This window comes from Fontibacter flavus (assembly GCF_042432905.1).
In the GTDB taxonomy this organism is placed as follows: domain Bacteria; phylum Bacteroidota; class Bacteroidia; order Cytophagales; family Cyclobacteriaceae; genus Fontibacter; species Fontibacter flavus.
The window spans coordinates 77,440-100,879 of the sequence record NZ_JBHLWI010000016.1; the positions used below are offsets into that span (position 1 = coordinate 77,440).

Consider the following 23,440-nt stretch of genomic DNA (forward strand, 5'->3'; position numbering starts at 1 on the left):
ACATGAACGTGAAATATTATCTTAGCAGTCTGCTGGTCTTATCCATGTGTTGGAGCTGTTCTAATATTTCAGATTCCGCAAAAGGTGTAGAAACCAGTTATTTCCCCATCAAAGAATTTGTAGAAGCTAAAATTCCTGTAATAGAGGGAAAGACTCTTAGAAAGGAAATCAACATCAATGGCAAAAATGAAACAACTACCGATATCCCCAATGCTGAAGAGTGGTTGAAAGAACTAGATTTCTTTTTACAGGCAGACATCAACAAAGCAGTACTTGCCAATGCTTATGAAACGGAAAGAAGTGAGAAATTCCTCATCCATGAATTGAAAGAAGGAGAGAAAGGAAAAGTCAAAAAACTGGTCATCCAATATCTCAACGGTGAAGTCAAACAAATTAGCTTCAACGCCTTAACTGAAAATCCTTTTTACAGCTCAAAAACAAGGGGTGTATTGGTACTTCACAGTGAAACTAGGGAAATCGACCAATATACCATTGAAAACATTCAGGAGGTGGTATTTTCAAAACCCAACAAACTGGTAATCAGCGCAACAGTTCATTAATCTCCTGCTATCAATCAAAAAAAGAGGCTGTCTTCATCATTTGAAGACAGCCTCTTTTTTTGATGCAAAGGATTGGATCAAATTATGTCAAAACCTAAATAAGGAATCAGCACTTTAGGCATCTTAATACCTTCTTCTGTTTGATTATTTTCGAGTATTGCAGCCACAATCCTTGGTAGCGCCAGTGCACTGCCATTAAGGGTATGTGCCAATTGTGTTTTCTTGTCCTCACCTCTATAACGAAGTTTCAATCTGTTGGCCTGATAAGACTCAAAGTTACTGACCGAACTTACTTCCAGCCATCTTTCCTGTGCTGCAGAAAAGACCTCCATATCATAGGTCAACGCTGATGTGAAGCCCATATCCCCTCCACAAAGTCTCAATACTCTATAAGGAAGTTCCAATTTTTGAAGCAAGCCCTGTACATAGGCACTCATTTCTTCCAATGCTTCATAAGAATTATCAGGGTGGGAAATATGGACAATTTCCACTTTGTCAAACTGATGCAGCCTGTTTAATCCCCTCACATGTGCTCCCCAACTTCCGGCTTCCCTTCTAAAACAAGGGGTGTAGCCCACATTTTTGATGGGAAACTCCAATTCATTCAAAATCACATCCCTATACATATTCGTGATGGGCACCTCAGCAGTTGGAATCAGGTATAGCTTGTCCACTGTCGCCTCATACATCTGACCTTCTTTATCAGGAAGCTGACCTGTTCCATAACCGGAATCTTCATTGACCAAAATTGGTGGCTGAACTTCAACATATCCCGCCTTAATGGCTTCATCCAGGAAAAAATTGATCAAGGCACGCTGCAACCTTGCTCCTCTTCCTTTATATATCGGAAATCCGGCTCCTGTAATTTTAACACCTAAGTCAAAATCAATGATGTCATACTTTTTGATAAGCTCCCAATGTGGCAGCTTGTCCTCCGGAAGTACAGGAATTTCCCCATGGGTAAGCACTACCTCATTATCATCAGCAGATTTTCCTTTTGGTACAGATACATGTGGAACATTAGGGATGGTGTACAACAGCTGCGTCAAATCCTCTTCGTAAGTATTATAAGCTTCTTCAAGTGCCTTAACCTGTTCTTTGATTTCTACTGTCCTGCTCTTGATTCTTTCAGCCTCTTCCTTTTTACCTTCCTTCATCAACATACCTATCTTCTTGGAAACAGCATTGGATTCTGCCTGAAGATTATCCCTTTGGGCTTGGGTCTCTTTCCTGCTTTTATCAATATCCAATACCTGATGAAGTACAGCCTCAGCATTTGGGAAGTTTCTTTTTTGAAGCCCTTCCAAAACGATTTCAAAATTGTCCCTGATGGAATTTACAAGTAACATAGTTTACGGAGAAAATGGTGTTGTTTGATACAAAGATAAGGATGTTGATGGAATCCGCACTTCAGATTTTGCAAATTGGGCAAGGAATCTCAATCCAGGTAATAAACCCGCTTCACACGGCTGCTGATATTTGTCAGGAGTTCATATGGAATGGTGCCTATCCTTTCAGCAAGCTCCTTTAAGGAAATAGTTGGTCCATAAATCACGACCTCATCCCCTTCCTTGATTTCATCAAGACCACTGATATCAATCATGGCCATGTCCATACAGACATTTCCTATTACCGGTGCTTTTTTACCATGGATGAGTACATATCCTTTACCATTGCTAAACCTCCTATCATAGCCATCTGCATAGCCAATGGCTATGGTCGCAATTCTTCCGGCTTGGTCCATTACCCCTTTTCTGCTATAACCAATTGTGTCTCCCTTGGAAAGACTTTTAATCTGCGAAATAGTAGTCTTCAAGGTACTGATGGGTTTCAAATGGCTATCAAATCGACCGCTAACCTCCACCCCATAAAGCCCAATGCCCAATCTTACCATATCCAATTGGTATTCAGGGAATCTGATGATTCCAGCGGAGTTTAAGGCATGTCGTAGTGGCACATAGTCAAGCTTTGAGACAATTTCATCCGCCATTGACATGAAAAGCTTTAATTGTCCTACAGTAAAATCATGATGGATTTCCTCATCTGCCCCAACCAAGTGGGTATATAAACTCCCTATCTGAAGCTGTGGATATTTTTGGATCAGCTCCAATAAGTCAGCAATATGCTGTTCTTCAAATCCCAAACGATGCATACCAGTATCTAGATCCAGATGGACTTTCATTACTGTTTGTTGAACATGACAGAATTTAGCCAGTTCCCTGAAAAATGGAGGGCTGTAGACTACCGGTTCAAGGTCATATTGCTGCAAGTGAATAAAGGACTCTTGCACAGGATTCAAAACCATGATGGGAAGTCTAATGCCTTCTTTCCTCAATGCCACACCTTCATCCGTGTAAGCCACCGCCAGATAATCCGCCTTCAACTGCTGCAGGTGATTGGCTATTTCTGCCGCTCCTCCTCCATAAGCAAATGCCTTTACCATAACCATTACTTTGGTTTGTGGAAGAAGTTTGGTTTTAAAAAAGTTATAATTGTGGGTCAGGGCATTGAGATTGATTTCCAAGGTTGTCCCATGAATCCTTTGCTGCAGCAGATTCACGATTGCTTCAAAACCAAACTTCCTTGCTCCCGTGACCAAAATCAAATCATTGTCGAAAAATTCGAGATCCAAGTTTCTTAACAGCTCTTCTGTATCCCTGTAAAATTGGCTTCCAAAACCTAGCCTTCCCTGAAGACTGCCAATATCTTCTCCTACACCAATCAAAAAATCAATATTATGGTAGTTCAAAAGCTTCTGAACTTCTTCATAAACCTGAGAAATATCTCCAATTTGAAGCAGGTCAGAAATGATCAAAATCTTTCTTTTCTTCGGTCTTTGGGCAGCCATAAAATCCAAGGCCAGGCGGAGACCTGCCAGGTCATTATTATAGGTATCATCTATGATCAAACTCTGGTTGACACCGGGCTTCAAAGTCAGGCGCATGTCAACTGCTTTGAGGTGGTTTAAACCTTCCTGAATAAGCTTTGGATCCATCCCTAAAGTCAGTGCCGCTGTGATGACATGACGGATATTTTCAAGGGAAGCTTCATCTGTAAATGGAACATGAAAGGTAAAAACACTCATGTCCGGCCTGATCAATAGGATTTTGGATTTGTCCTCCTCCTTTTTGACTGTAAGAACATAGTCTGCCCCTATCCCATCAGACCAGGAAACCAACTTTTCGCTTTCAAAGACTGAAATCAGGTGTTGTCCAATCTTAGCATGTTCCTTACGATAAATGATAAATCTGCAGGACTCAAAGAGCTTGGCTTTTTCAGCCAATTTTTGCTCCATTGAATCAAAACCTTCCTCGTGTGCTGTACCAATATTTGCAAAAATTCCTAATTGTGGTTTAAGGATATTGGCTAGCTTTTCCATCTCCTGAGGTCTAGAAATACCAGCTTCCATGATGGCCAACTGATGCCCAGCTTCTATCCCAAAAACAGAAAGTGGAACTCCAACCTGACTGTTATAGCTTTTGGGGCTTTTGGCCACCGCATATTGCTGTCCCAAGATCTGACCCAACCACTCTTTAATGATTGTCTTTCCATTACTTCCCGTAATACCTATCAATGGACCTTGAAACAAATGCCTTTGATAGGCCGCGAGCTTCTGCAAAGCTTGTTTTGTGTCCTCCACTTGAATAAAAATGGCCGATTTTGATATTTTGGAAGGAATTTTATAATGTGTTGAAACCAAAAAAACATTGACCCCTAATGCATGAATTTCTTCAATAAAGTCATGACCATCAAATTTTGCCCCTTTCAAAGCCACAAATAGTGCATTTTCGGGCTGCAAAATATTTCTTGAGTCAATGACAATCTGTGAAACCAAAGGGCCATCCGCTTTTCCCGTAAGGTTAGCTTCAAGCACAATTGCAATTTGCTCGGAAGTCAGGCTTTGAATCATAAACCGAAATTAAACAATTGATTTTATTCTTCTTTCTTTTTGAAAAAGACCTGCTTGATCCAACGAGGCAGAAAGATGGCACCCAACAACAAATAAGGATAATAAGAGAACAGCCTCCACAAGATACTGGTCACAAAAGTATATCCACTTAGAAATTGGGTGAAAAACTGCGCAAAGAAAAACTCCGCAGTACCACTACTGCCCGGTGTAGGTGAAATCATCATCACAATCCACATGATGACTTGTCTGGCGAAAATGACCACATGCTCAGATATCGTCAGTGATTCATAAGCTCCGATCAGGGCGTTGAGCATCAGGTAACGGGAAGACCAAATAAAGATGGTGGCGCCTATTATCGGAAGCCAATATTTATAATTTTTCCCAATTAGTTCTTTAGAAGCTTCAATGATTTGATTGCCGTACTCATTGGCTGAATGCTTCCATTTTCTTAACCATTTGATGGAATAAAGCTTCAACAAGATCCATTTAAATACCCTGGGTCTGAAAAATAAAGCTGCCGCCATGACTATCGAATAGAAGGCATACAAACCATAACTAGTCCAAAAAAGTACTTCTAAACTTTTGCCAAGTTTCATTTCCATCACCCTACTTACCGGGAAAATATTCCCCTTTGCCAGGAATAAAATGACGGGAGCTCCGATGACAAAAAACAAGTTATCCAGAATAGCAGTCACCATGACATAGGCAATAGCCTTTCCAAGTTTAATGCCTTCCTTGTTCAAAATAAAAACGGCTACTGCTGTCCCCCCAACAACCGATGGCGTAACCGCAGAAGCAAATTCCCACAAAATAATTACATACAAAGCCCTGGTCCAAGTCAGCTGACGGTCAGTAATTTCCCTTATCCTGTAAATATATCCTAGGTCTCTACCCAGGATTACGATGATGGCTATCAGTATCCCCCAAAACGACGCATCAAATACACTGCTGAGTGTTTTCGCATTGACACTTGGATCAAGGTAAAACATCAAAAAGACTATGCCGATACCGATCAACACAGGTACCCAAACCTTATTGGGGTTAAGGGTTTCAAAAATCTTTTTGTTATCTAACTTCATACACTAGGCTGTCAGCACGGGTTCTGTCTTTTCCACCCAAAAGTTGTTAAACCCATCTCCAATTGTAATGGTAACCATGGACAACTGAAGAAGTTCCAAAATTGCCAAAAATGTGTAGATCACAAAAATTTTATCAGGTTTGTAATCTATAAATTCTGTAAATGGGATTCTATCTCTAAAGCTGATTTTTTCCATCACAAAATCCTTTTGCTGCTCAATGGTATAGGGATACTGAATGACAGTATGTGTGGTTTCGTCTGTCCTAGCACTATACTTGGACATCACTTTTTGGAATACTTTCAGGAGTTTATACAAATCCAGATCCTGCATCTCCGCTTCTACATCATCAATCTTCGAAAGCTGCTTCAGTTCTGATACCAGATTGCCCCTCTTTTCCTTGGCAAGTCTGCTTTCTTCCATAGCAGCCAAGTCCGAAATGACGGATTTGTACTTCTTGTACTCCAACAAATGCCTGATCAATTCCTCTCTTGGATCGATCTCTTCACCATTTTCGTCCAACTCTGGACGTGGCAAAAGCATTTTTGACTTGATTTTCATCAATGTTGCCGCAAAAAGAATAAATTCACTGGCAATCTCAATTTCCATTTTTTCCAATAGATGGATGTAATCAAGGAAATCCTGGGTGATTTTTGAAATTGGGATATCGTATATATCCAGCTCATCTCTCTCAATAAAGAAGAGCATCAGATCAAAAGGACCTTCAAATAAGGGTAATTTGATTTCGAAACTCACTGGATACTATTTATTTTCTGTTAATTTTGCGGTGCAATATGACCCAAAGATATTTATTTTAAAGTAATTTAAATATTTGAAGTCAGAAAAGACTACGCAGTATTCTTGAAGATTTTCAAAAGTATTCTGAAACATTCAAGTATCAGAAATGTTTAATAGCTTTATATAGAAAAGATTCGCTAATGGTAATCAAACCCGGTAAATTACTTGCACAGATCAATACCCCCGACGATCTGAAAAAATTTTCAAAGGACCAACTGGTTCAGATATGTGATGAGCTTCGACATTACATCGTAGACAATGTTTCTGTCTATGGTGGTCACTTTGGAGCGAGCCTAGGTGTAGTAGAACTGACTGTAGCCCTGCATTATGTGCTCAATACGCCTGAAGATCAACTGGTATGGGATGTAGGTCATCAAGCTTATGGACATAAAATCCTTACCGGTAGAAGAGACAAGTTTCACACCAACAGGATATATGGGGGTATATCCGGATTTCCAAAAAGAAAAGAAAGCGAATACGATACATTTGGCGTAGGTCATTCCAGTACTTCCATTTCTGCAGCATTGGGTATGGCTGTTGCTTCTAAATACAAAGGTGATAGCCGAAAACAACACGTAGCAGTAATAGGTGATGGTTCGATGACCGGAGGAATGGCTTTTGAAGCCATGAACCATGCTGGTGTTTCTGATACAAACATGCTGATTATCCTGAATGATAACTGCATGTCAATTGATCCCAATGTGGGAGCATTGAAGGACTACCTTACGGATATTACTACCTCACATACCTATAATAAGGTAAAGGATGAGGTTTGGAACCTTTTGGGAAAGTTTAGCAAATTTGGTTCCTCTGCCCAGGAAGTAATCTCCAAAGTTGAAGGAGCGATCAAATCTGCCGTTTTGAAACAAAGCAATTTGTTTGAGTCTCTTAACCTGAGGTATTTCGGACCGGTAGATGGACATGATGTCAATCACCTTGTCGAAATTCTTGCTGACCTGAGAGATATCCCAGGCCCCAAAATTCTTCACTGTGTCACAGTAAAAGGGAAAGGATATGAGCCTGCTGAAAAAGGTAACAAAACTACCTGGCATGCACCAGGCCTTTTCGATAAAGTTACCGGAGAGATCTACAAAAAAACACCTACCACACCACAAGCTCCAAAATACCAGGATGTTTTTGGACACACTCTTGTGGAACTGGCTAAGGAAAATGATAAAATCATGGGCATTACCCCTGCTATGCCTTCAGGTTCCTCTTTGAACATTATGATGAAGGAAATGCCTGACAGGGCATTTGACGTGGGTATTGCAGAACAGCATGCAGTAACTTTTTCGGCCGGTTTGGCAACCCAAGGCCTGATTCCTTTCTGTAATATCTACAGCTCTTTTATGCAAAGGGCCTATGATCAGGTTATCCATGATGTGGCATTGCAAAACTTACAGGTTGTATTCTGTTTGGATAGGGCGGGTTTTGCCGGCGCTGACGGCCCTACTCACCATGGGGCATATGATATCGCTTATTTCAGATGCATTCCAAATATGATAGTTTCTGCCCCTATGGACGAGGAAGAATTGAGAAACTTAATGTATACCGCTACGCAGTATAAGGGACCATTCTCTATCAGATATCCTAGGGGACAGGGCGTGATGCCAGAGTGGAGAACGCCAATGCGCGAAATACCAATCGGACAGGGAAGAATTATAAAAGAAGGTGAAGAAGTGGCCATCTTGACCATTGGCCATATGGGTAATTATGCAGTAGAAGCCACAGAAACTTTAGCCAAAGAAGGTTTGAATCCTGCTCACTATGACATGCGGTTCGTCAAACCTTTAGATGAATCCCTATTACATGAAGTATTCAGCAAATTCAAAAAAGTCATAACTGTAGAAGATGGCTGTTTGATGGGTGGCTTTGGTTCTGCAGTATTGGAATGGATGGTGGATCATGGCTACCAGGCTCAAGTGAAAAGATTGGGTATTCCTGATGCCATCATTGAACATGGTGAACAGATTGAGCTGCATAGAGAATGTGGATTTGATCCGGAAGCCATCGCCAATGCAGTCAGAGCATTTGCCGAAGTGGAATTTTCAGGGAAATGATTTGAAGGACAATTGGCACAAAAAATAGCCTAACCTAGATATTTTAAGAAAAGCCTTGTTGTAATTCAGCAAGGCTTTTTCAATTTTTAACGAATTCTTTACATCAAACGCCATTCATCATGATCGCATATACCCAAACAGGCTCTGGGCCAGCCTTAATTCTCATTCATGGATTCTGTGAATCCAAAGAAATGTGGAAAACTTTTGTAGATGAGTTATCCACCAACTTTACGGTTTATTGCCCGGATCTCCCTGGTTTTGGGGAAAGTCCTTTAGCTGAACCCCATATTTCTTTGGAAGAAGCGGTCGTATCGCTTCATGAGTGGATGGAGGAGCAGGGTATTTCACAACCAATTGTAATCGGACATTCCTTGGGAGGATATGTAGCCTTGGCTTTGGCGGAGTTGATGGGCCATGGATTAAAAGCCATTGGACTGTTCCATTCCACAGCTTTTTCCGATGATGAAGAGAAAAAACATACCCGCAACAAGACCATTCAATTTATCAAAAAGCATGGTGTGGATAAGTTTGTAGAGTCTTTTGTTCCTCCATTATTTTCGGAACAGCATAGGGCCGAACAGGCTGATCAGATTGCTGAATTGATCCAATTCGGTAAAAAGAGCTCTAAAAACGGCATGATTGCCTTTACTGCTGCCATGAGGGAAAGAAAGGACCGATTTGAATTGTGGAAAACTTTCCCTTTCCCCAAATTGATGATTGCAGGAGAATTGGATGCAGCGGTTAAAATTGAGGCCAGTAGAAAACATAAACCATATGCCACCCATTATCATGAACTTATCGGAACAGGGCACATGGGGATGTTTGAGGAACCTGAAAGGACTTTACAAATGATAATTGAATTCCTAAAAGACGTTGAAAAGTAAAGAAAAGGCGGATTTCGAATTGGAGAATTCGGATTTGGGATGGTTTTATTTAACAAGATTTGAAATCAATGGCCTGGAAAGAATGAAATTCCAATGAAATTATTCCAAACTCTAATCAGGTTTATTTAGTATTTCATGGATCCTTTTGTTGTCTTGATGCTTCATGAACAAGTCAAATTCCAAGAAATATTTCCCGGGATCCTGTCCTACAAAAGCTTTGTAGCGTTCTTCTCTACCGGTATACATTTCCTGAACCATAGGAAAAGGCTGATGCCCCTGCACATAGCTATACCATCCCTCCAGATCGTCAACCAGAAAAGAGACACTTGTGCCTTTCAGCTCTGAAAAACTGTGCATCCCACGCCTTCCATCTACAATCCCTATGTAACCAGTTTTGGAAACCTGATAGACCTTTGCCCAGCCTTGGTCTACAATCTGCTTTAAACCTATTTTTTCTTCATAAAAGCTTTGTGCTTCTAGCATATCCTCGTAATAAAGCCAAGTAACTGCACCATAAAAACCTTCATTTTTTGTCCAACGGGAAGTAGCTCCAGTAACAGCATCATATTGGGGTAATTGAGGCATCAGTTTTTCATTTTCAGGATGCTGTTTGAACTGCTCAAACTCCAAAAGGTAGCCTTCAGGATCTATGGCTACAAAGCCATCATGGGCATTGTTTTCTTTGGGTTTGTACTCATATTTTATCGGAACTTTATTTTCCTGAAGATAAGCATACCATTCAGGAAGCCTATTGGTCAAAAGTGCAATGGCTACTGTTTTTGGTTCATCGGATTTGTGCCTTCCCACAGCTGCGTCCACCAATGTCAGCCAGGCATCAGGCGTTATTTTCACCGTAGCTGCAAAACCATAATCTGAAATAATTTCCAAGCCTAAGGTTTCATGGTAGAACTTTTTGGCACGATCTAAATCCTTGTAGTAGAGAAAAAGATTGGTTCCTTGAACACCAAAATCAATTAAGGTTCTGAAATCTGTATTCTTTGCCAACAACTGATTAATATAATGAGGAGGATATCCTAATAACCTTCCAAACCTTCTGGCTTTCTCTTCACCACTCTGACCAGATTTTACTGTCTTTTTAAGATCTCGATAGGCTTTTAGTGCCTCATCTTTGTGAAAAATCAATATTTCTTTGCTTTGGGCAATCCCAACAGGAAAAAGTTGGGTCTGTAACAGATCCGTTTCTCTATAAACTTTAATGCCATGATCTGCGACAATTTGCTGTACTTCTCCCCAAAGCTTATCCACATCTTCTTTAAACATGGGTTCGCTTAATGCCAAAGGTTTCACATCAGCAGCCACCATTTCTGCAAAGGCTTTCATCTGCCCGATATGGAAATCTTTTGGCCATTCTTCTTTTTGCCCACAAGAGATGAAAAAAACAAATATGGATACAATGATCAGTTTGGATTTCATGCCTAGGTATTTCTTTGTCTATAAGAATAAATTTAACTAGTTTAGTTGGCAAATAATACTTTTAGTAAAATTAGGCATTAAAAAAAATTGGATAATTCAGTGAACAAATCAGGAGTTTGGCTCAAAACATTCCCCAATTATTGGAGATACCTTTTAAAGTTTACCCTACCCCTTTATGGCTCGGCAGGCCTACTGCTTCACTTTTGGAAAAATGATTGGAATACCGAAAAAGCTTTGGATGCCTTTTCTATTTCTGGCTCCATATTTTGGGTGATTTTTATGATACTTTTTAACTATTGGTTTTTTTACCTACCCAATAGAAAATTATATCAAAAAAATACCCAGTAATGCTGAACTTTCTGAAAGGAGATTTTCACATTTTATCAATTAAAAATCCGCTTATCTGGATGAGTAAGGTTTTTTCATATCCTGATTAGAGCCAAAATAAAAAGCAGCTTGTGAAAGCAGCTTTTTCAAAATCAGCAATTGCAAGGTTTTTTTGTAATGACAAAATTTTAAAATATTAAATCCACGCTTTGTATTTGACCATTGGTTGTGGATAAGTAGCCCCCAATGCAATGCCGTATTCTTTTAATTTAGATGTGGATAACTCAAATGGCTGATGAATATCAAAACCTGGAATCGCCGATAGTTCAGGAATCCAGTGCCGTATGTAATCCCCTTTCTTATCATAGTTTTGCGCCTGTCTCAAAATATTGAAATACCGGTTTTCCCTGGGATCATTTCCAACTCCTGCCACATACAACCAATTACCCCAATTGCTGCAGACATCATAATCTATCAACATACTTTCAAAATAGGCAGCACCCCAACGCCAATCAATATTCAGATCATTCACCAAGAATGAAGCAACATTCTGCCTGCCCCTGTTGGACATAAAGCCAGTTTCATTGAGTTCCCTCATGTTGGCATCAACAAAAGGAATTCCCGTTTCTCCAATGGCCCATTTCCAAAATCGCTCTTCGCTTTTATTCCAGTTATCCACAGCGTTTTTTATTCCCGCCAATTGAAAGACTTTATTTCCGTGTTTTTTACAGATAAACCTGAAATAATCCCTCCAAATCAATTCAAAGATTAACCAATAAGTCGATTGGTTCTTTTTACGATCTTTTTCATAGCTAAGGACTTCCTCATAAATGTACCTTGGGCTGAGACAACCCAATGCCAACCAAGGCGAAAACTTACTGCTGTAATCTGCTCCCAAAAGCCCATTGCGGGTTTCCTTGTAAACCTTCAAGAGATCCTGTTCCCAAAAATAGGTTTGAAGTCGTCTGACTCCCTCTTCTTCACCACCTTTAAACACCAACACTGACTTCACCGAAGAAGTAGGCTCCTTCAAACCAAATGTGGATAATTCAGGAAAATCTTTATAATTACCACCTAAATCGGGGAATTTAATGAATTTAGGTGTTGCTAAAGTTTTTTGTATTCTGGAGAACTTTTCACATTCCTTCCTAAACTGAGTAAACACCTCAGGCAATTGACTAATGGGAAAAGGAAGGTCCTGTATGTGGAAAAGTGTACTTTGCCAATAGGCTTCAGTTCGGATTCCGTATTTCCACACATTTTTTTCCAACTTTTGCTCAACCCTAATTTCCTCATCTGTTACTTCTTCCGAATAAAAGATAGCCTCAACACTATTGGAAACCGCAAATTCAGTTATCACGTCTTCAGGTTTGCCTTGAAGTATGATCAAATTCCCCCCAAGTTTTTGTAGAGAAGCTTTAAGGTTATCCACAGCCTCTTTCAAAAACTTGGCCCGATAACTCCCTGTCTTATCCATTCCAAGAATTGATTTACCAAATTGCCGTGGGTCTACACAATAAATAGGAATGACTTCCTCTGACAACTCTATAGCAGAAAATAGGGGTGCATGGTCATGCACCCTTAAATCATTCCTAAACCAAACTACAACTCTTTTATACTTCATCTGATTTTTCAACAGCTTGTTAAAGAAAAGTGTTTGCTGAATCCAGGTAATTATGCTTTATTACCCGCGTATTGACAGCAATAAATCCAAAAACCCAGATTAAAATGAAACAATTAGTACTAATCGCCCTTCTTTTTACCAGTTTTCAGCTAGTTGCGCAGGATAAGCCCGGTAATCAACGATTTTGGGAATCACTCAAAAAACATTGTGGAAAAGCCTATGAAGGAGAAATTATGACCCCTTCAGAAAATGACCCTTTCACTGGAAAAAGGCTCGTCATGCATGTAGTGGATTGCGGTGAAGACTTTATCCACATTCCTTTTTTTGTAGGAGATGACAAATCCAGAACCTGGATACTGACTATGGAAAATGGGCTGATCAAATTAAAACATGATCACAAACATGAAGATGGTTCAGAAGACAAGGTTACCCAATACGGAGGTACTGCCTCTAATACAGGAATGGCAGGAATTCAGTTTTTCCCTGCAGATCAAGAAACAACTGACCTGATTCCTTATGCTGCCAATAATGTGTGGTGGATAACTGTGGATGAAACTTCCTTCACCTATAATTTAAGAAGAATAGGGTCAGATCGTTTTTTCTCCGTAAAGTTTGACCTGACTAAAGAAGTGGAAAGTCCGGGACCAGCTTGGGGTTGGTAATAGGAATTTCCCTTTTTGAAAGACTTTAAAAACTTTGGGATCTTCGGTACTTAGAAAAGATCTCAATGTTTTTTTACCACATTATTTTAAACTGCATAAATCGAAAAACTTTTTAAAAATATTTAAAAAGCTGATTATCTTTGGTTTATGCAAAGATATTTTTCCATCATATTCCTTTTTCTCTTTTGGTTTGCTTCATTGCTTTCCCCATTTGCTCTCTTAGCGCAAAATCCTTCCCTATTCGAAGCAGACGAAGTACTAAATATTACGCTTTATGGTGATCTGGACAGGCTTTTCAAGGACAGAACGGGTGAAGCCAGTTATTTAGACCTTCAGCTCAGCTATCAGGATGAAAATGGCAAATCAATCAACATCCCAATCAGAAGCAAAACCCGTGGAAATTTTAGAAGAAGAAAGAATGTCTGTACTTATCCGCCACTTTTCCTCAATTTCGCAAAAAAAACTGCAGCAAATTCCATTTTTCAACATCAGGATAAAATCAAACTTGTCATGCCCTGTAAGTTCGACAAATACGTCATCAGGGAATACTATGCCTATAAGCTGTACATGCTCTTGACGGAAAAAAGTTTTAAGGTAAGGCTGGTTAAAATCACTTTGGAAGATTCTGAAGAAAAAATCAGAAAAACTGACCCATTTTATGGTTTCCTGATAGAAGAAGAATCGCAAATGGCCTCCAGAAACAGTATGAATGCTATGGAAAAAGATTATGTGCGTCCCGATCAGATCATTTTAGAGGATTTTTTAAGAATGGCTGTATTCCAATACATGATCGGCAATACCGATTGGTCGGTACAATTCAGGCAAAACATCAAATTGTTGAGTGATGATACCCAGGACAAAATGATTGCAGTGCCCTATGACTTCGACCATGCGGGTATTGTGGGCGCGCCTTATGCAAAACCCGCTGAAGCATTGTTATTAAGTTCTGTCCAGGAAAGAAGGTATAGAGGATTTTGTATTGAAGACATGGAACAGTACGAAAAGGTATTTGCCTTATTTAACGAAAAGAAGGAGGACATTTACCAACTATACCAAAACAGCCAACTTTTGGAAAAAAGTTATATCAATTCTACCATAAGGTATTTGAATGGGTTTTACCAGACGATTAATTCCCCTAGATTAGCGAAAATTGACTTCACCTATCCCTGCGATCCAACCGGCACTGGAAATGTCGTGATCAAAGGTCTTAGGGAAATCAGTGAAAATTGATGCAGACATTTCTTTGAAATACATCTTAGACTAACCTAACCAATGAAAAAATTATCCACATTCCTGCTGATGATCTTCAGTATTTCCAGCTATGCACAGGAAAAAACGCTTGCTGAAAAACTCGGCTACTCAAAAGAAGACAGACTTCTCATCATCCATGCCGATGATATAGGCATGGCACATTCAGAAAATATCGCCACAATTGATGCCATCAAAAACGGTGTGGTCAATTCCACAAGTATCATGATGCCTTGCGCATGGTCCACAGAAGTGGGCGAACTCATCAAAGATATGCCAGGTTTGGACATCGGGGTACATATCACCTTGACCAATGAATGGCATACATACAAATATGCCCCAATCGCTTCAAAATCTGAAGTTCCTGGCCTTGTTGGCCCAGATGGTTTCATGTACAAAGACTGCGCATCCGTTGCCCAAAATGCCAGTCCTGAAGAAGTCGAGAAAGAAATGAGGGCACAGATAGAAGCAGCTATCAAAATCGGTATTAAACCTACTCACTTAGATTCGCATATGGGTTGTGTATTCTACGGCAGACCAGAATATGTAGCCTCGTACATCAAACTTGCAGAGGAATATGGTATCCCAGCCATGTTGAACCAACAGATTGTGGATGGGGTGATCAAGCCTAATCCAGAATTGTTTAAAGATTTAGATGTGGATAACTTGATTTTGATAGACGAGACGGCTATTGCTTCACCACAATCTTACGATACTATGGGAATGGAAAACTTTTACACCGAACTGCTCAATAACCTAAAACCGGGAGTAACTGTCTTATTGAACCATATAGCTTTCAATGATGCGGAAATGCAGGCCATTACTACCCGTTTTACCCATTGGCATGCCAAGTGGAGACAAGATGATTACGATTTTTTCACAAGCCAAAAAGCAAGAAATCTGATCACTGCAAATAATATCAAATTGATTACTTGGGAAGAAATTGGTAAAAAACTAAAATAAGCATTTATAATTGTCAGAAATTTCAATATCCATGAAGTATTTATCAAAGATCGGTTTTTTGTTGATTTTATTATTTAACACTAGCCTATTTACATCTTGTAGCCGCGACTGTAGTGATTCTGTTTTTGAACTTTCAGAAATCAGCCTGACACCAAGGAGCTTTACACCGGGCAATACTGTAACTGAAGCTTGGGATAATGATGCGGCACTGCCTGTCAACAGGCTTATCGTGAAAATTAATATGGAAAAAGAGTTCCTCAGTAGGCCTGATCTTGATTCAGACTGTTTTCCAAAGTACAAAATCGATAACAGAAACAGGGTTAGCCAGATTCGGCTATTGAGCAATCAGGGATTCAATCAGGCATATCCAGCAGGATCAGACCTTTTTGGTCTTTGTCTTTTTGCACCACAACCTGGAAATTATATCAGCAGGGAGGATTTTATCGAGGGATATGTAAATGAATCCAACTTCAAAGAGTTTTTCTTTGTATTTAACCAAAGTCCCGATGGGCAGGCCTTACACAATTTGACTATGCAGGTTATTTTCGAAGATGGCAGCATCGTTTCTGGCAAAAGCATTTCCTCCACTCCTATTGCCGTATTGCTTTCACCTGTAGAGCAATAAAGAGTTTTTAACAAAAGGGTCTTATCTTTAAGGTTCAAGCAACTACCTTAATCCTTATGATAAGACCTTTGATTTTCTGTTTGGTTTCTTTGTTGATTTTTTCAAGCTGTGAAAAGTCCCCCAAAATATCTCCTTTGTCTTCACTATTGGATGGTCTGGAAGGCATTGAAGGGAAAAAAGAATATTTAGCCTCCCCTTTTGTCACAGCAGGTGACCGGGTCTACATGGTAGGTCATCAGGATGGGAAATTCCCGGATCTTGGATGGCATGTGGAAGGGGAAATGGGTGGCATTTGGAATCATCCTATCAAATTGATGGATGGCTTTACTGCAGCACTTATTACAGAAGAGGGAAGTTATTGTCTAGATCATGCTTCCTCATTTATCAATTACCCTATTGCGAATAAGCAACTTTTCAACGAGTCAGTCCCTGGACTGCAAATTGAAAGGTTCCAGTTTGTACCTGATGGACAACAGGGAATGGTCATTGAATTCACCTTCAAAAATGTGGATAACTCCAAAAAAAGTTTTGAATTTGAATTTGCTGGCCATATTGACCTAATGCCTGTATGGCTTGGAGAAAAAGCCGGCATGGTGGATAATATAGACCAACTGAGCTTTGACGAGCAAAGACAGGCCTGGAGAGGAAAGGATGAAGGGAATGATTGGTTTGTGCTTTTCGGTTCTTCCCAAAGATCACAGCAACATGAAGAAGCATCTCCAATATGTGCCTATAAGCCGCAGGGCAATGGAAAAGCCGGAAAATTGGTATATGCTATTAAATTATCAAAAAATGAAAGCCATACCATTCGATTTATCATAGGAGGATCCTACAAAAGCCAAAAAGATGCAGAAAAAACCTATGACCTGATTAAGGACCATGCAGACACCTATTTAATTGATAAAGCAAAGCACTACGAACAAATAGCTTCAAAGGCCAAACTGACTGTTTCTGATAAAGAGTTTGAGAAAGCCTTTGAATGGATCAAATACAACACAGAGTGGCTAGTAAGAGATGTTCCCGAAATCGGTAGAGGGCTAGGCGCCGGCATGCCGGATTATCCATGGTGGTTCGGTGTGGATAATGAATATACCCTAAAAGGAGCTATTGCAACGGGAAGGAAGGATTTGGTCTATCAAACAATTGAACTTATCCACAAACTATCAGAAACCAACGGTAATGGTAGGATTGTCCATGAAGTAAGCAGTAACGGGGTGATCTTTAATCCGGGAAACATCAATGAAACACCACAATTCGCATCCTTGATTTGGTGGGTTTATCGATGGACAGGGGATAAAGAATTTTTGGCCAAATATTACCCAACTATCAAAAAAGGACTAGAATGGCTCCTAGAAGAAAATGACGAGGACACAAACCTCTTCCCGGATGGATACGGCATGATGGAAATACATGGGCTGGAATCAGAAATGATTGATGTCGCAGTGTATACCCAGAAAGCATTTGCTGATGCTGCCGAGATGGCTCTGATAATGGGTGAAAAGGAACTTTCTGAAAGTTATCAACATACTGCAGACAAGCTCAAAGATAAAATCAATAAAGATTTTTGGGTAGAAGAGTTCAATTCTTATGCCGATTTCATAGGGACAACCCAAGAAGCCCGCAAACTGATTGATGCGGCAATTATCCGGGCAGATACCTTGAATAAACCTTGGGCAGTTGAAGAATTAAAAGCTACTAAGAGGAAGTTATCAACATATCCTGCCAATAAAAAACAGGGCTTTGTGATCTTTCACAACTGGGTAGTCAACACACCAATGGAAATGGGAATTGCGGAACCTGAAAAAGCACTTAGGGCCTTAGACAAAGGAAGCAGATTTGTCAATCCTTTTGGAGTATTTGTAACCGGAATAGATCGGGACGAGGCTGCCAATGCCGAAGATGGGTCCTTTACCGGCAGTAAAGTATTTTCCTATACAGGCGCAGTGATGACGCTGCCTACAGGCGTTCAGGCCATAGCTGAAAACAACTATGGAAGGCCAGACCAAGCTTGGAACTACCTCAAAAGAATGACCCAATCATTCAGTTTTGCGCTACCTGGCTCGATCTATGAAGTCTCCCCTGATTATGGGATGATGGCCCAAGCCTGGAACCTCTATTCTTTTGCTGTTCCGGTAGTTACTCAATTTTTCGGTATCCAACCGCGGGCTGACCAAAAGCTTATCCACATTCAGCCCTTATTGCCCATTTCATGGAATGATGCTAAACTGGAAAATGTAGTCATTGGCGACAATAGTGTAGACATCGAACTGAAAAAAAGCGAAACCGGCCTGATCGCTTCAATCAAACAAAAAAATGAAGATTGGAAAATTATCTTCAGATTACCGAAAAATCAATTCACAAGCCTAAAGCTCAATGGGAAAGCAATTGAACTTCAAAACACTGATTTCATCGAAGTAAGCATGAAAGGAAAAAACAATCAGATAGTATTGAAAAAATAATAATCAGTTATTGAGGTGAATGACAGAATTTGGTTTGGAAACCCTATTTTTGTGAACAATTTCATCAAGTCATTGTAATAAGTGCTATGAAAGTCCGCAAAATAAAATTCCCAGCGTTCAAAATAACCTTTTGGGACAAGGCTATAGAATTATTAGGATTGGCTGCACTGATACTTTTGTGGGTGATGACCTACAATTTCCAACATTTGGGCGCTAAACTTATGCCCGAAGATTACAGTTTTTTCCAGAATCCAAGCGAATACTGGGCAAGTAAAATGACCTATACTATACCTGTTATCGCGACTATCCTTTTTCTTGGAATTTCTATATACAATACGAGAACAAAATATGCGGATTACCCCATAGAAGATACCCCCGAAAAAGCCAAAAAGCTTTCCCTTATCAATCAAAGGCTATGGAGGTGGTTAAAATTTATGCTGATCCTAATGTTCATCATGATTGAATACTTTTCATTTCACAGTGGTTCAGGATTTGGAACAGGAATCCCTAAATTGTATATCATTCTCTTTCCCCTAATGCTGTTTGCACCTGTAATTTTCTTTTTTATTGAATTCTCCCAAAACCAACTGGATTAAAAAAATCCTTTTGCCTCACTGAAAAAAGATTTTTTATACCTAATCAACAAGCTACCCTTAGATATTGAACCAATAATTCAATTTCATAATCAAAGCCCGCTGTTTGGGAGCAAAAGTAGAAGGGAAATAATTATCTGTATACACCACAAAGAAATCCGAAACAGGTGCATAACGCCATTGTATTCGTGTATTGATATTGATATTATCGATTTGATTATTGTATTGAAAGAAGGTCGTCCAAAAAAGATCTTTGGAAAAGGTCAAATCAAATCTTGGCCCTATAAGAAACAAATCGGCAGAATTTTGAGGTTCTGGCAACCGAATATTATTATAACTGAAATTCATGGACACATTGGCCAAATAACCCAACCTCCAGTTCATGGTACCCTGAAGTGTTTTGATATTGCCTGTAAAATATTCTCCCATGTCGCCCCTCAGCGTAAAGAAAAGGGCTTTTCTGGGATTACCTATGTATCTGAAACCCAAAAAAGAATTCCTGTAATCGGTTCCTGCCTCTAATCTTTCTCCACCAGTTCTGGTAGGATCAAATGGAGAAAATAAATAGGTGTACCTGTTATTAACCGTAAAAGAGAGCCTTGAAAGAGATTGGAACTGGAATTCATACAGAAAAGTGTACAGTTCATCTGTATTTCCCAATGATTCGTTCCACAACATCTCGGTTTCAATCCCTGGACCATGTCTGTTGATCAGATTTGAAACTGGAAAAAACTGGTAAATAAGCCTTGATGCCAATCTTTTATAATCATTCCTTGGAGCAAAGCCAACTTTGGGATCAAAGTTTTCTCCAATATCTGAATAGGAAAGGCTCGCACTCCAATTAAGGTTATTGTAATTCAATTGCCCATGGAGTGCATCAGAGTTGGTCGGATTGTTATTTTCAAAAGTTTTATGGTAGAAAAATTTACCCGACCACCTATTATCCTCAGATGCCAGATTATAATCCATCCCCACTAACCTATTATAAGCCTTCTCTTCAAAAAGAGGCAGCTCTGTGACTGTATTCAAGTTCTCTCTATTGATCATGATCAAACCGACATTCGAACGTGAAAACACCTTTTTCTGCAAGGCTGCCACGGTAAAATTCTTTCCGACAATCCCTCTTTCCTCATCATTGGCGGTCTGCATATTCATTACGCCAATCCTCCAATTTTCATTCAGCTTTCCACTTAATCTACCTCCAAAAAGGATCTGATTTTGCACATTTTGACCCGTATTTTCATCCCTATCGACGCCAATTCTTCGAGAGAAAAATGGCCGGATATTCTGCGTCCCAAAATCTGCAAACAGGTCAGCATTTTCCAAAAAGAACTGCCTCCTTTCAGGAAAGAAAATTTCAAACCTGTCCAAATTGGTCACCTGCTCATCCACTTCTACCTGGGAAAAATCAGGATTGAAAGTCAGATCCAAATTTAAAGCCGGCCCTACTCCCACTTTTGCATCCCCTCCAAATGTTGGTCTTAATGGATTTGACTTTCCTTCTAAAAAATTCTTATCCGTAGCCATTGCTGAATAGGGAATAATGGAAAGGTTTGCCCCTTCTTTTTTCAAAGGTTCAGTAAATAACAGTTTGCGCGTAAAAGCTAGTGCAATAACATTAAAATTTCTGGGAATAGGAGTCCAGGTACTTCTTTCGTTGTATTCACTGTCAATCCTATAAAAGTTCACATTCCAATTGGATGCACCATCATTGTACCTCAAAGTTGAAAAAGGTATGGCCGCTTCAACAATCCAGTGATCTTCGTAGATCTTGGCTGCTGAATACCACTTATTGTCCCATGCCAGGTTAAGGTCGGAAGAAAGCATACCTCCATTCGCGATCAAAGATTCCCGCTGAACACCATAGGGATTTACCCCAAACTGAAATGCATTCGTGTTGTCATTGAAGGTGTCAAAAACAAAACTTACCCCATCATTTTGTTCTCCCCTATAATCTCTTCTCAAAGAAGTACTGACATACTTATCCCTTGGACCAAGGTTATACATCACTGCAGCGATATAGATAAACTTGTCGTCATAGACAATCTTGACCTTGGTCTGCGCTCCGGCCAAAGAACTATCCGATGGATAAAACTGCATAAAATCTTTTGCCCAATTGTCTTCATTCCATACCGCTTCATCCAAAACTCCATCTAATGTGATTTCATGCTGAATTTTATCCGCAATCAGAGCAGGATATTTGTAAATAGACTCCTGCTGAGCAACTAGGGGATAGCTGAACATCAGAACTAACAGGAATGTCAAAACTTTCATTTGGGCGGGGTTATATTCTGCTAAGTAAGCAGATCAAAAAAAGTAATTTCCCTATTTTATATTAATGGCCAATATCTCATTTAACAGTAAAAAAATCAACAAATAATTGCTTCGTTAGTCTATGTGCCTAAAGCTGTAAGCAAGAGCTTTCTGTTACCTCCATAATCCCTAAATTCACACAAATAAATCCCCTGCCAAGTGCCAAGTTTGAGCTTTCCCAAATGAATAGGAACCTGTACACTACATCCAAAAATACTGCTTTTGATATGCGCTGGCATATCATCCTTTCCTTCATAGGTGTGGATAAACTTGGAATAGCTTTCAGAGACCAAATCATTGATAAAAGTTTCAAAATCCTTCCTCACAGATGGATCTGCATTTTCATTGATGGTCAGAGCTGCAGAAGTATGCAGAATGAAAACCTGAAGGATCCCAATGTGGATATCTCTGAATTCAGGAAATTCCCGCTCAATGATGTCTGTTATCAAATGGAATCCCCTTGGAAAGGGTTTTAAATTGATCTGTTTTTGAAAACTTTTCATCTTATCCTGCAAACAAAGCTTGATACATCTCTTCAAGCTTAGTGACTGGAACAATCTTGATGTTATACTTATCCACATCAAGACCTTTAACAGCATATTTTGATACCAAAATACGCTTGAAACCTAGTTTTTCAGCTTCTGCGATACGGTTATCCACACGGTGAACTGCCCTGATCTCACCGCCAAGTCCTACTTCTCCTGCAAAACAAAGGTCCTCAGGTACAGGATTGTCTTCATAAGAGGATATCAAAGAAGCACAGACTGCCAGATCCAATGCGGGGTCATCAACCCTCATCCCTCCCGCTACATTCAGGAATACATCCTGTTGGCCGAGACGCATGCCTCCTCTTTTTTCCAAAACAGCCAGTAGCATGTTCAATCTCTTAGCATCATAACCCGTGCTGCTTCTTTGTGGGGTCCCATAAGTAGCAGGACTTACCAAGGATTGGATTTCTATCAATAAAGGTCTATTCCCCTCCATCATGGCACCAATGGCCACCCCATTGAGCAATTCTTCTCTTTGGGTCAGCAGAATCTCAGAAGGATTGGCGACAGGCCTCAAACCATCAGCGCGCATCTCATAAATTCCCAATTCATTGGTAGATCCAAACCTGTTTTTGGAAGTCCTCAAAATCCTGTAGGATAAATGCCTATCCCCCTCAAACTGAAGGACGGTGTCCACCATATGTTCCAATACTTTTGGTCCTGCAATAGACCCATCTTTGGTAATATGACCGATTAAAAAAACCGGTGTCCCCGTTTCCTTCGCAAATCGCATCAATTCAGCAGTACATTCCCGGACCTGTGAAACCGAGCCAGCGACGGATTCCACATGCTTACTGTTCAAAGTCTGAATAGAATCGATAATGAGGATATCAGGCTTTAATATACTAATCTGCTCAAAGATATTTTGGGTGTTGGTCTCCGATAACACATAGCAATTTTCCGAAGTCACAGACATCCTTTCTGCCCGCATCTTAATCTGAGCCTCACTTTCTTCACCTGAAACATATAGCACCTTCAACTTGGAAAGCGTCAGGGCAATTTGCAGCATCAAAGTAGACTTACCAATCCCTGGCTCTCCTCCAATCAACACCAACGAACCCGGCACTATCCCACCACCAAGCACCCTGTCCAATTCCATATCCCTGGTAATTGTTCTGGGTTGTTGCTCAAAGTCAATTTCCTGTAATTTTTTTGGCGAAGCAGTGCGCTTTTCTCCTCCCAAACCCTGTTTCCAGCTTCCACGGCCAGTTTCTTCCTTGTGGATAACTTCCTCCACATAGGTATTCCATTCCCCACAGGAAGGACATTTTCCCAACCATTTCGGACTTTGACTGCCACAGTTTTGACAGAAAAACGAAGTCTTTGTTTTCGCCATATTAAAATTTTACCCGCAAT

18 protein-coding genes are annotated in these 23,440 nt (G+C 40.0%); 9 read left to right on the forward strand and 9 right to left on the reverse strand.

The window, feature by feature from the left end:
• Window positions 1-2: 2 nt before the first annotated feature.
• Entirely contained in the window at window positions 3-560 is a 558-nt protein-coding gene (locus ACFFIP_RS07275; RefSeq protein ID WP_382386929.1) for a hypothetical protein, read from the forward strand.
• A 77-nt stretch (window positions 561-637) separates the two neighbouring features.
• On the opposite strand, the gene serS is transcribed toward ACFFIP_RS07275, so the two are convergent.
• The 4 genes from serS to ACFFIP_RS07295 form a co-directional block, all read right to left on the reverse strand.
• On the reverse strand, window positions 638-1,909 hold the full coding sequence (gene serS / locus ACFFIP_RS07280; protein ID WP_382386930.1) for a serine--tRNA ligase: 1,272 nt from the start codon (window positions 1,907-1,909) through the stop codon (window positions 638-640).
• A gap of 89 nt (window positions 1,910-1,998) precedes the next feature.
• On the reverse strand, window positions 1,999-4,470 hold the full coding sequence (locus tag ACFFIP_RS07285) for a bifunctional UDP-N-acetylmuramoyl-tripeptide:D-alanyl-D-alanine ligase/alanine racemase (RefSeq protein WP_382386931.1): 2,472 nt from the start codon (window positions 4,468-4,470) through the stop codon (window positions 1,999-2,001).
• A gap of 23 nt (window positions 4,471-4,493) precedes the next feature.
• Window positions 4,494-5,549 (reverse strand): lysylphosphatidylglycerol synthase transmembrane domain-containing protein, encoded by a 1,056-nt coding sequence (locus tag ACFFIP_RS07290; RefSeq protein ID WP_382386932.1) that lies wholly within the window; start codon window positions 5,547-5,549, stop codon window positions 4,494-4,496.
• 3 nt (window positions 5,550-5,552) lie between these two features.
• Complete coding sequence (locus tag ACFFIP_RS07295; protein WP_382386933.1) at window positions 5,553-6,302, reverse strand: segregation and condensation protein A; 750 nt, start codon at window positions 6,300-6,302, stop codon at window positions 5,553-5,555.
• Window positions 6,303-6,484: 182 nt separating this feature from the next.
• Here ACFFIP_RS07295 and dxs point away from each other — a divergent pair, with 182 nt between their 5' ends.
• Both dxs and ACFFIP_RS07305 read left to right on the forward strand, forming a co-directional pair.
• Window positions 6,485-8,404, forward strand: a complete 1,920-nt coding sequence (gene dxs / locus ACFFIP_RS07300; RefSeq protein WP_382386934.1) for a 1-deoxy-D-xylulose-5-phosphate synthase — start codon at window positions 6,485-6,487, stop codon at window positions 8,402-8,404.
• A 119-nt stretch (window positions 8,405-8,523) separates the two neighbouring features.
• Window positions 8,524-9,288 (forward strand): alpha/beta fold hydrolase, encoded by a 765-nt coding sequence (locus ACFFIP_RS07305; RefSeq protein ID WP_382386935.1) that lies wholly within the window; start codon window positions 8,524-8,526, stop codon window positions 9,286-9,288.
• 111 nt (window positions 9,289-9,399) lie between these two features.
• Here ACFFIP_RS07305 and ACFFIP_RS07310 read toward each other — a convergent pair whose 3' ends face one another.
• Entirely contained in the window at window positions 9,400-10,722 is a 1,323-nt protein-coding gene (locus tag ACFFIP_RS07310) for a VOC family protein (RefSeq protein ID WP_382386937.1), read from the reverse strand.
• Window positions 10,723-11,245: 523 nt separating this feature from the next.
• Entirely contained in the window at window positions 11,246-12,673 is a 1,428-nt protein-coding gene (locus tag ACFFIP_RS07315; RefSeq protein WP_382386938.1) for a DASH family cryptochrome, read from the reverse strand.
• A 104-nt stretch (window positions 12,674-12,777) separates the two neighbouring features.
• Between ACFFIP_RS07315 and ACFFIP_RS07320 the strand changes: the two genes are divergently transcribed.
• From ACFFIP_RS07320 to ACFFIP_RS07345, 6 genes are all read left to right on the forward strand, one after another.
• A complete protein-coding gene (locus ACFFIP_RS07320) occupies window positions 12,778-13,335 on the forward strand; it encodes a hypothetical protein (RefSeq protein WP_382386939.1) in 558 nt (185 codons plus the stop codon).
• A 147-nt stretch (window positions 13,336-13,482) separates the two neighbouring features.
• Window positions 13,483-14,565 (forward strand): hypothetical protein, encoded by a 1,083-nt coding sequence (locus ACFFIP_RS07325; RefSeq protein WP_382386940.1) that lies wholly within the window; start codon window positions 13,483-13,485, stop codon window positions 14,563-14,565.
• A 42-nt stretch (window positions 14,566-14,607) separates the two neighbouring features.
• Window positions 14,608-15,546 (forward strand): polysaccharide deacetylase family protein, encoded by a 939-nt coding sequence (locus ACFFIP_RS07330; RefSeq protein WP_382386941.1) that lies wholly within the window; start codon window positions 14,608-14,610, stop codon window positions 15,544-15,546.
• A 31-nt stretch (window positions 15,547-15,577) separates the two neighbouring features.
• Window positions 15,578-16,171, forward strand: a complete 594-nt coding sequence (locus ACFFIP_RS07335; protein ID WP_382386942.1) for a hypothetical protein — start codon at window positions 15,578-15,580, stop codon at window positions 16,169-16,171.
• Window positions 16,172-16,305: 134 nt separating this feature from the next.
• On the forward strand, window positions 16,306-18,630 hold the full coding sequence (locus ACFFIP_RS07340) for an alpha-L-rhamnosidase-related protein (protein ID WP_382386943.1): 2,325 nt from the start codon (window positions 16,306-16,308) through the stop codon (window positions 18,628-18,630).
• Window positions 18,631-18,716: 86 nt separating this feature from the next.
• The gene (locus ACFFIP_RS07345; RefSeq protein WP_382386944.1) at window positions 18,717-19,226 is read left to right on the forward strand and encodes a hypothetical protein; all 510 of its coding nucleotides are present in this window, start codon (window positions 18,717-18,719) and stop codon (window positions 19,224-19,226) included.
• Window positions 19,227-19,283: 57 nt separating this feature from the next.
• Here ACFFIP_RS07345 and ACFFIP_RS07350 read toward each other — a convergent pair whose 3' ends face one another.
• From ACFFIP_RS07350 to radA, 3 genes are all read right to left on the reverse strand, one after another.
• Window positions 19,284-21,497 carry a DUF5916 domain-containing protein gene (locus tag ACFFIP_RS07350; protein WP_382386945.1) on the reverse strand — a complete coding sequence of 738 codons (2,214 nt, stop codon included), beginning with the start codon at window positions 21,495-21,497 and terminating at the stop codon, window positions 19,284-19,286.
• A 119-nt stretch (window positions 21,498-21,616) separates the two neighbouring features.
• Window positions 21,617-22,039 (reverse strand): secondary thiamine-phosphate synthase enzyme YjbQ, encoded by a 423-nt coding sequence (locus tag ACFFIP_RS07355; protein ID WP_382386946.1) that lies wholly within the window; start codon window positions 22,037-22,039, stop codon window positions 21,617-21,619.
• A gap of 1 nt (window position 22,040) precedes the next feature.
• Window positions 22,041-23,420 (reverse strand): DNA repair protein RadA, encoded by a 1,380-nt coding sequence (radA, locus tag ACFFIP_RS07360; RefSeq protein ID WP_382386947.1) that lies wholly within the window; start codon window positions 23,418-23,420, stop codon window positions 22,041-22,043.
• Between the last annotated feature and the right edge of the window lie 20 nt (window positions 23,421-23,440).

Bases quoted from the DNA above. Each gene is read 5' to 3' on its own strand.
- ACFFIP_RS07290 (WP_382386932.1), bottom strand. From the start codon at position 5,549: ATGAAGTTAGATAACAAAAAGATTTTTGAAACCCTTAACCCCAATAAG.
- serS (WP_382386930.1), bottom strand. From the start codon at position 1,909: ATGTTACTTGTAAATTCCATCAGGGACAATTTTGAAATCGTTTTGGAA.
- ACFFIP_RS07305 (WP_382386935.1), top strand. From the start codon at position 8,524: ATGATCGCATATACCCAAACAGGCTCTGGGCCAGCCTTAATTCTCATT.
- ACFFIP_RS07285 (WP_382386931.1), bottom strand. From the start codon at position 4,470: ATGATTCAAAGCCTGACTTCCGAGCAAATTGCAATTGTGCTTGAAGCT.
- ACFFIP_RS07350 (WP_382386945.1), bottom strand. From the start codon at position 21,497: ATGAAAGTTTTGACATTCCTGTTAGTTCTGATGTTCAGCTATCCCCTA.
- ACFFIP_RS07315 (WP_382386938.1), bottom strand. From the start codon at position 12,673: ATGAAGTATAAAAGAGTTGTAGTTTGGTTTAGGAATGATTTAAGGGTG.
- ACFFIP_RS07335 (WP_382386942.1), top strand. From the start codon at position 15,578: ATGAAGTATTTATCAAAGATCGGTTTTTTGTTGATTTTATTATTTAAC.
- ACFFIP_RS07310 (WP_382386937.1), bottom strand. From the start codon at position 10,722: ATGAAATCCAAACTGATCATTGTATCCATATTTGTTTTTTTCATCTCT.
- ACFFIP_RS07325 (WP_382386940.1), top strand. From the start codon at position 13,483: ATGCAAAGATATTTTTCCATCATATTCCTTTTTCTCTTTTGGTTTGCT.
- ACFFIP_RS07320 (WP_382386939.1), top strand. From the start codon at position 12,778: ATGAAACAATTAGTACTAATCGCCCTTCTTTTTACCAGTTTTCAGCTA.
- dxs (WP_382386934.1), top strand. From the start codon at position 6,485: ATGGTAATCAAACCCGGTAAATTACTTGCACAGATCAATACCCCCGAC.
- ACFFIP_RS07355 (WP_382386946.1), bottom strand. From the start codon at position 22,039: ATGAAAAGTTTTCAAAAACAGATCAATTTAAAACCCTTTCCAAGGGGA.
- ACFFIP_RS07345 (WP_382386944.1), top strand. From the start codon at position 18,717: ATGAAAGTCCGCAAAATAAAATTCCCAGCGTTCAAAATAACCTTTTGG.
- ACFFIP_RS07275 (WP_382386929.1), top strand. From the start codon at position 3: ATGAACGTGAAATATTATCTTAGCAGTCTGCTGGTCTTATCCATGTGT.
- ACFFIP_RS07330 (WP_382386941.1), top strand. From the start codon at position 14,608: ATGAAAAAATTATCCACATTCCTGCTGATGATCTTCAGTATTTCCAGC.
- radA (WP_382386947.1), bottom strand. From the start codon at position 23,420: ATGGCGAAAACAAAGACTTCGTTTTTCTGTCAAAACTGTGGCAGTCAA.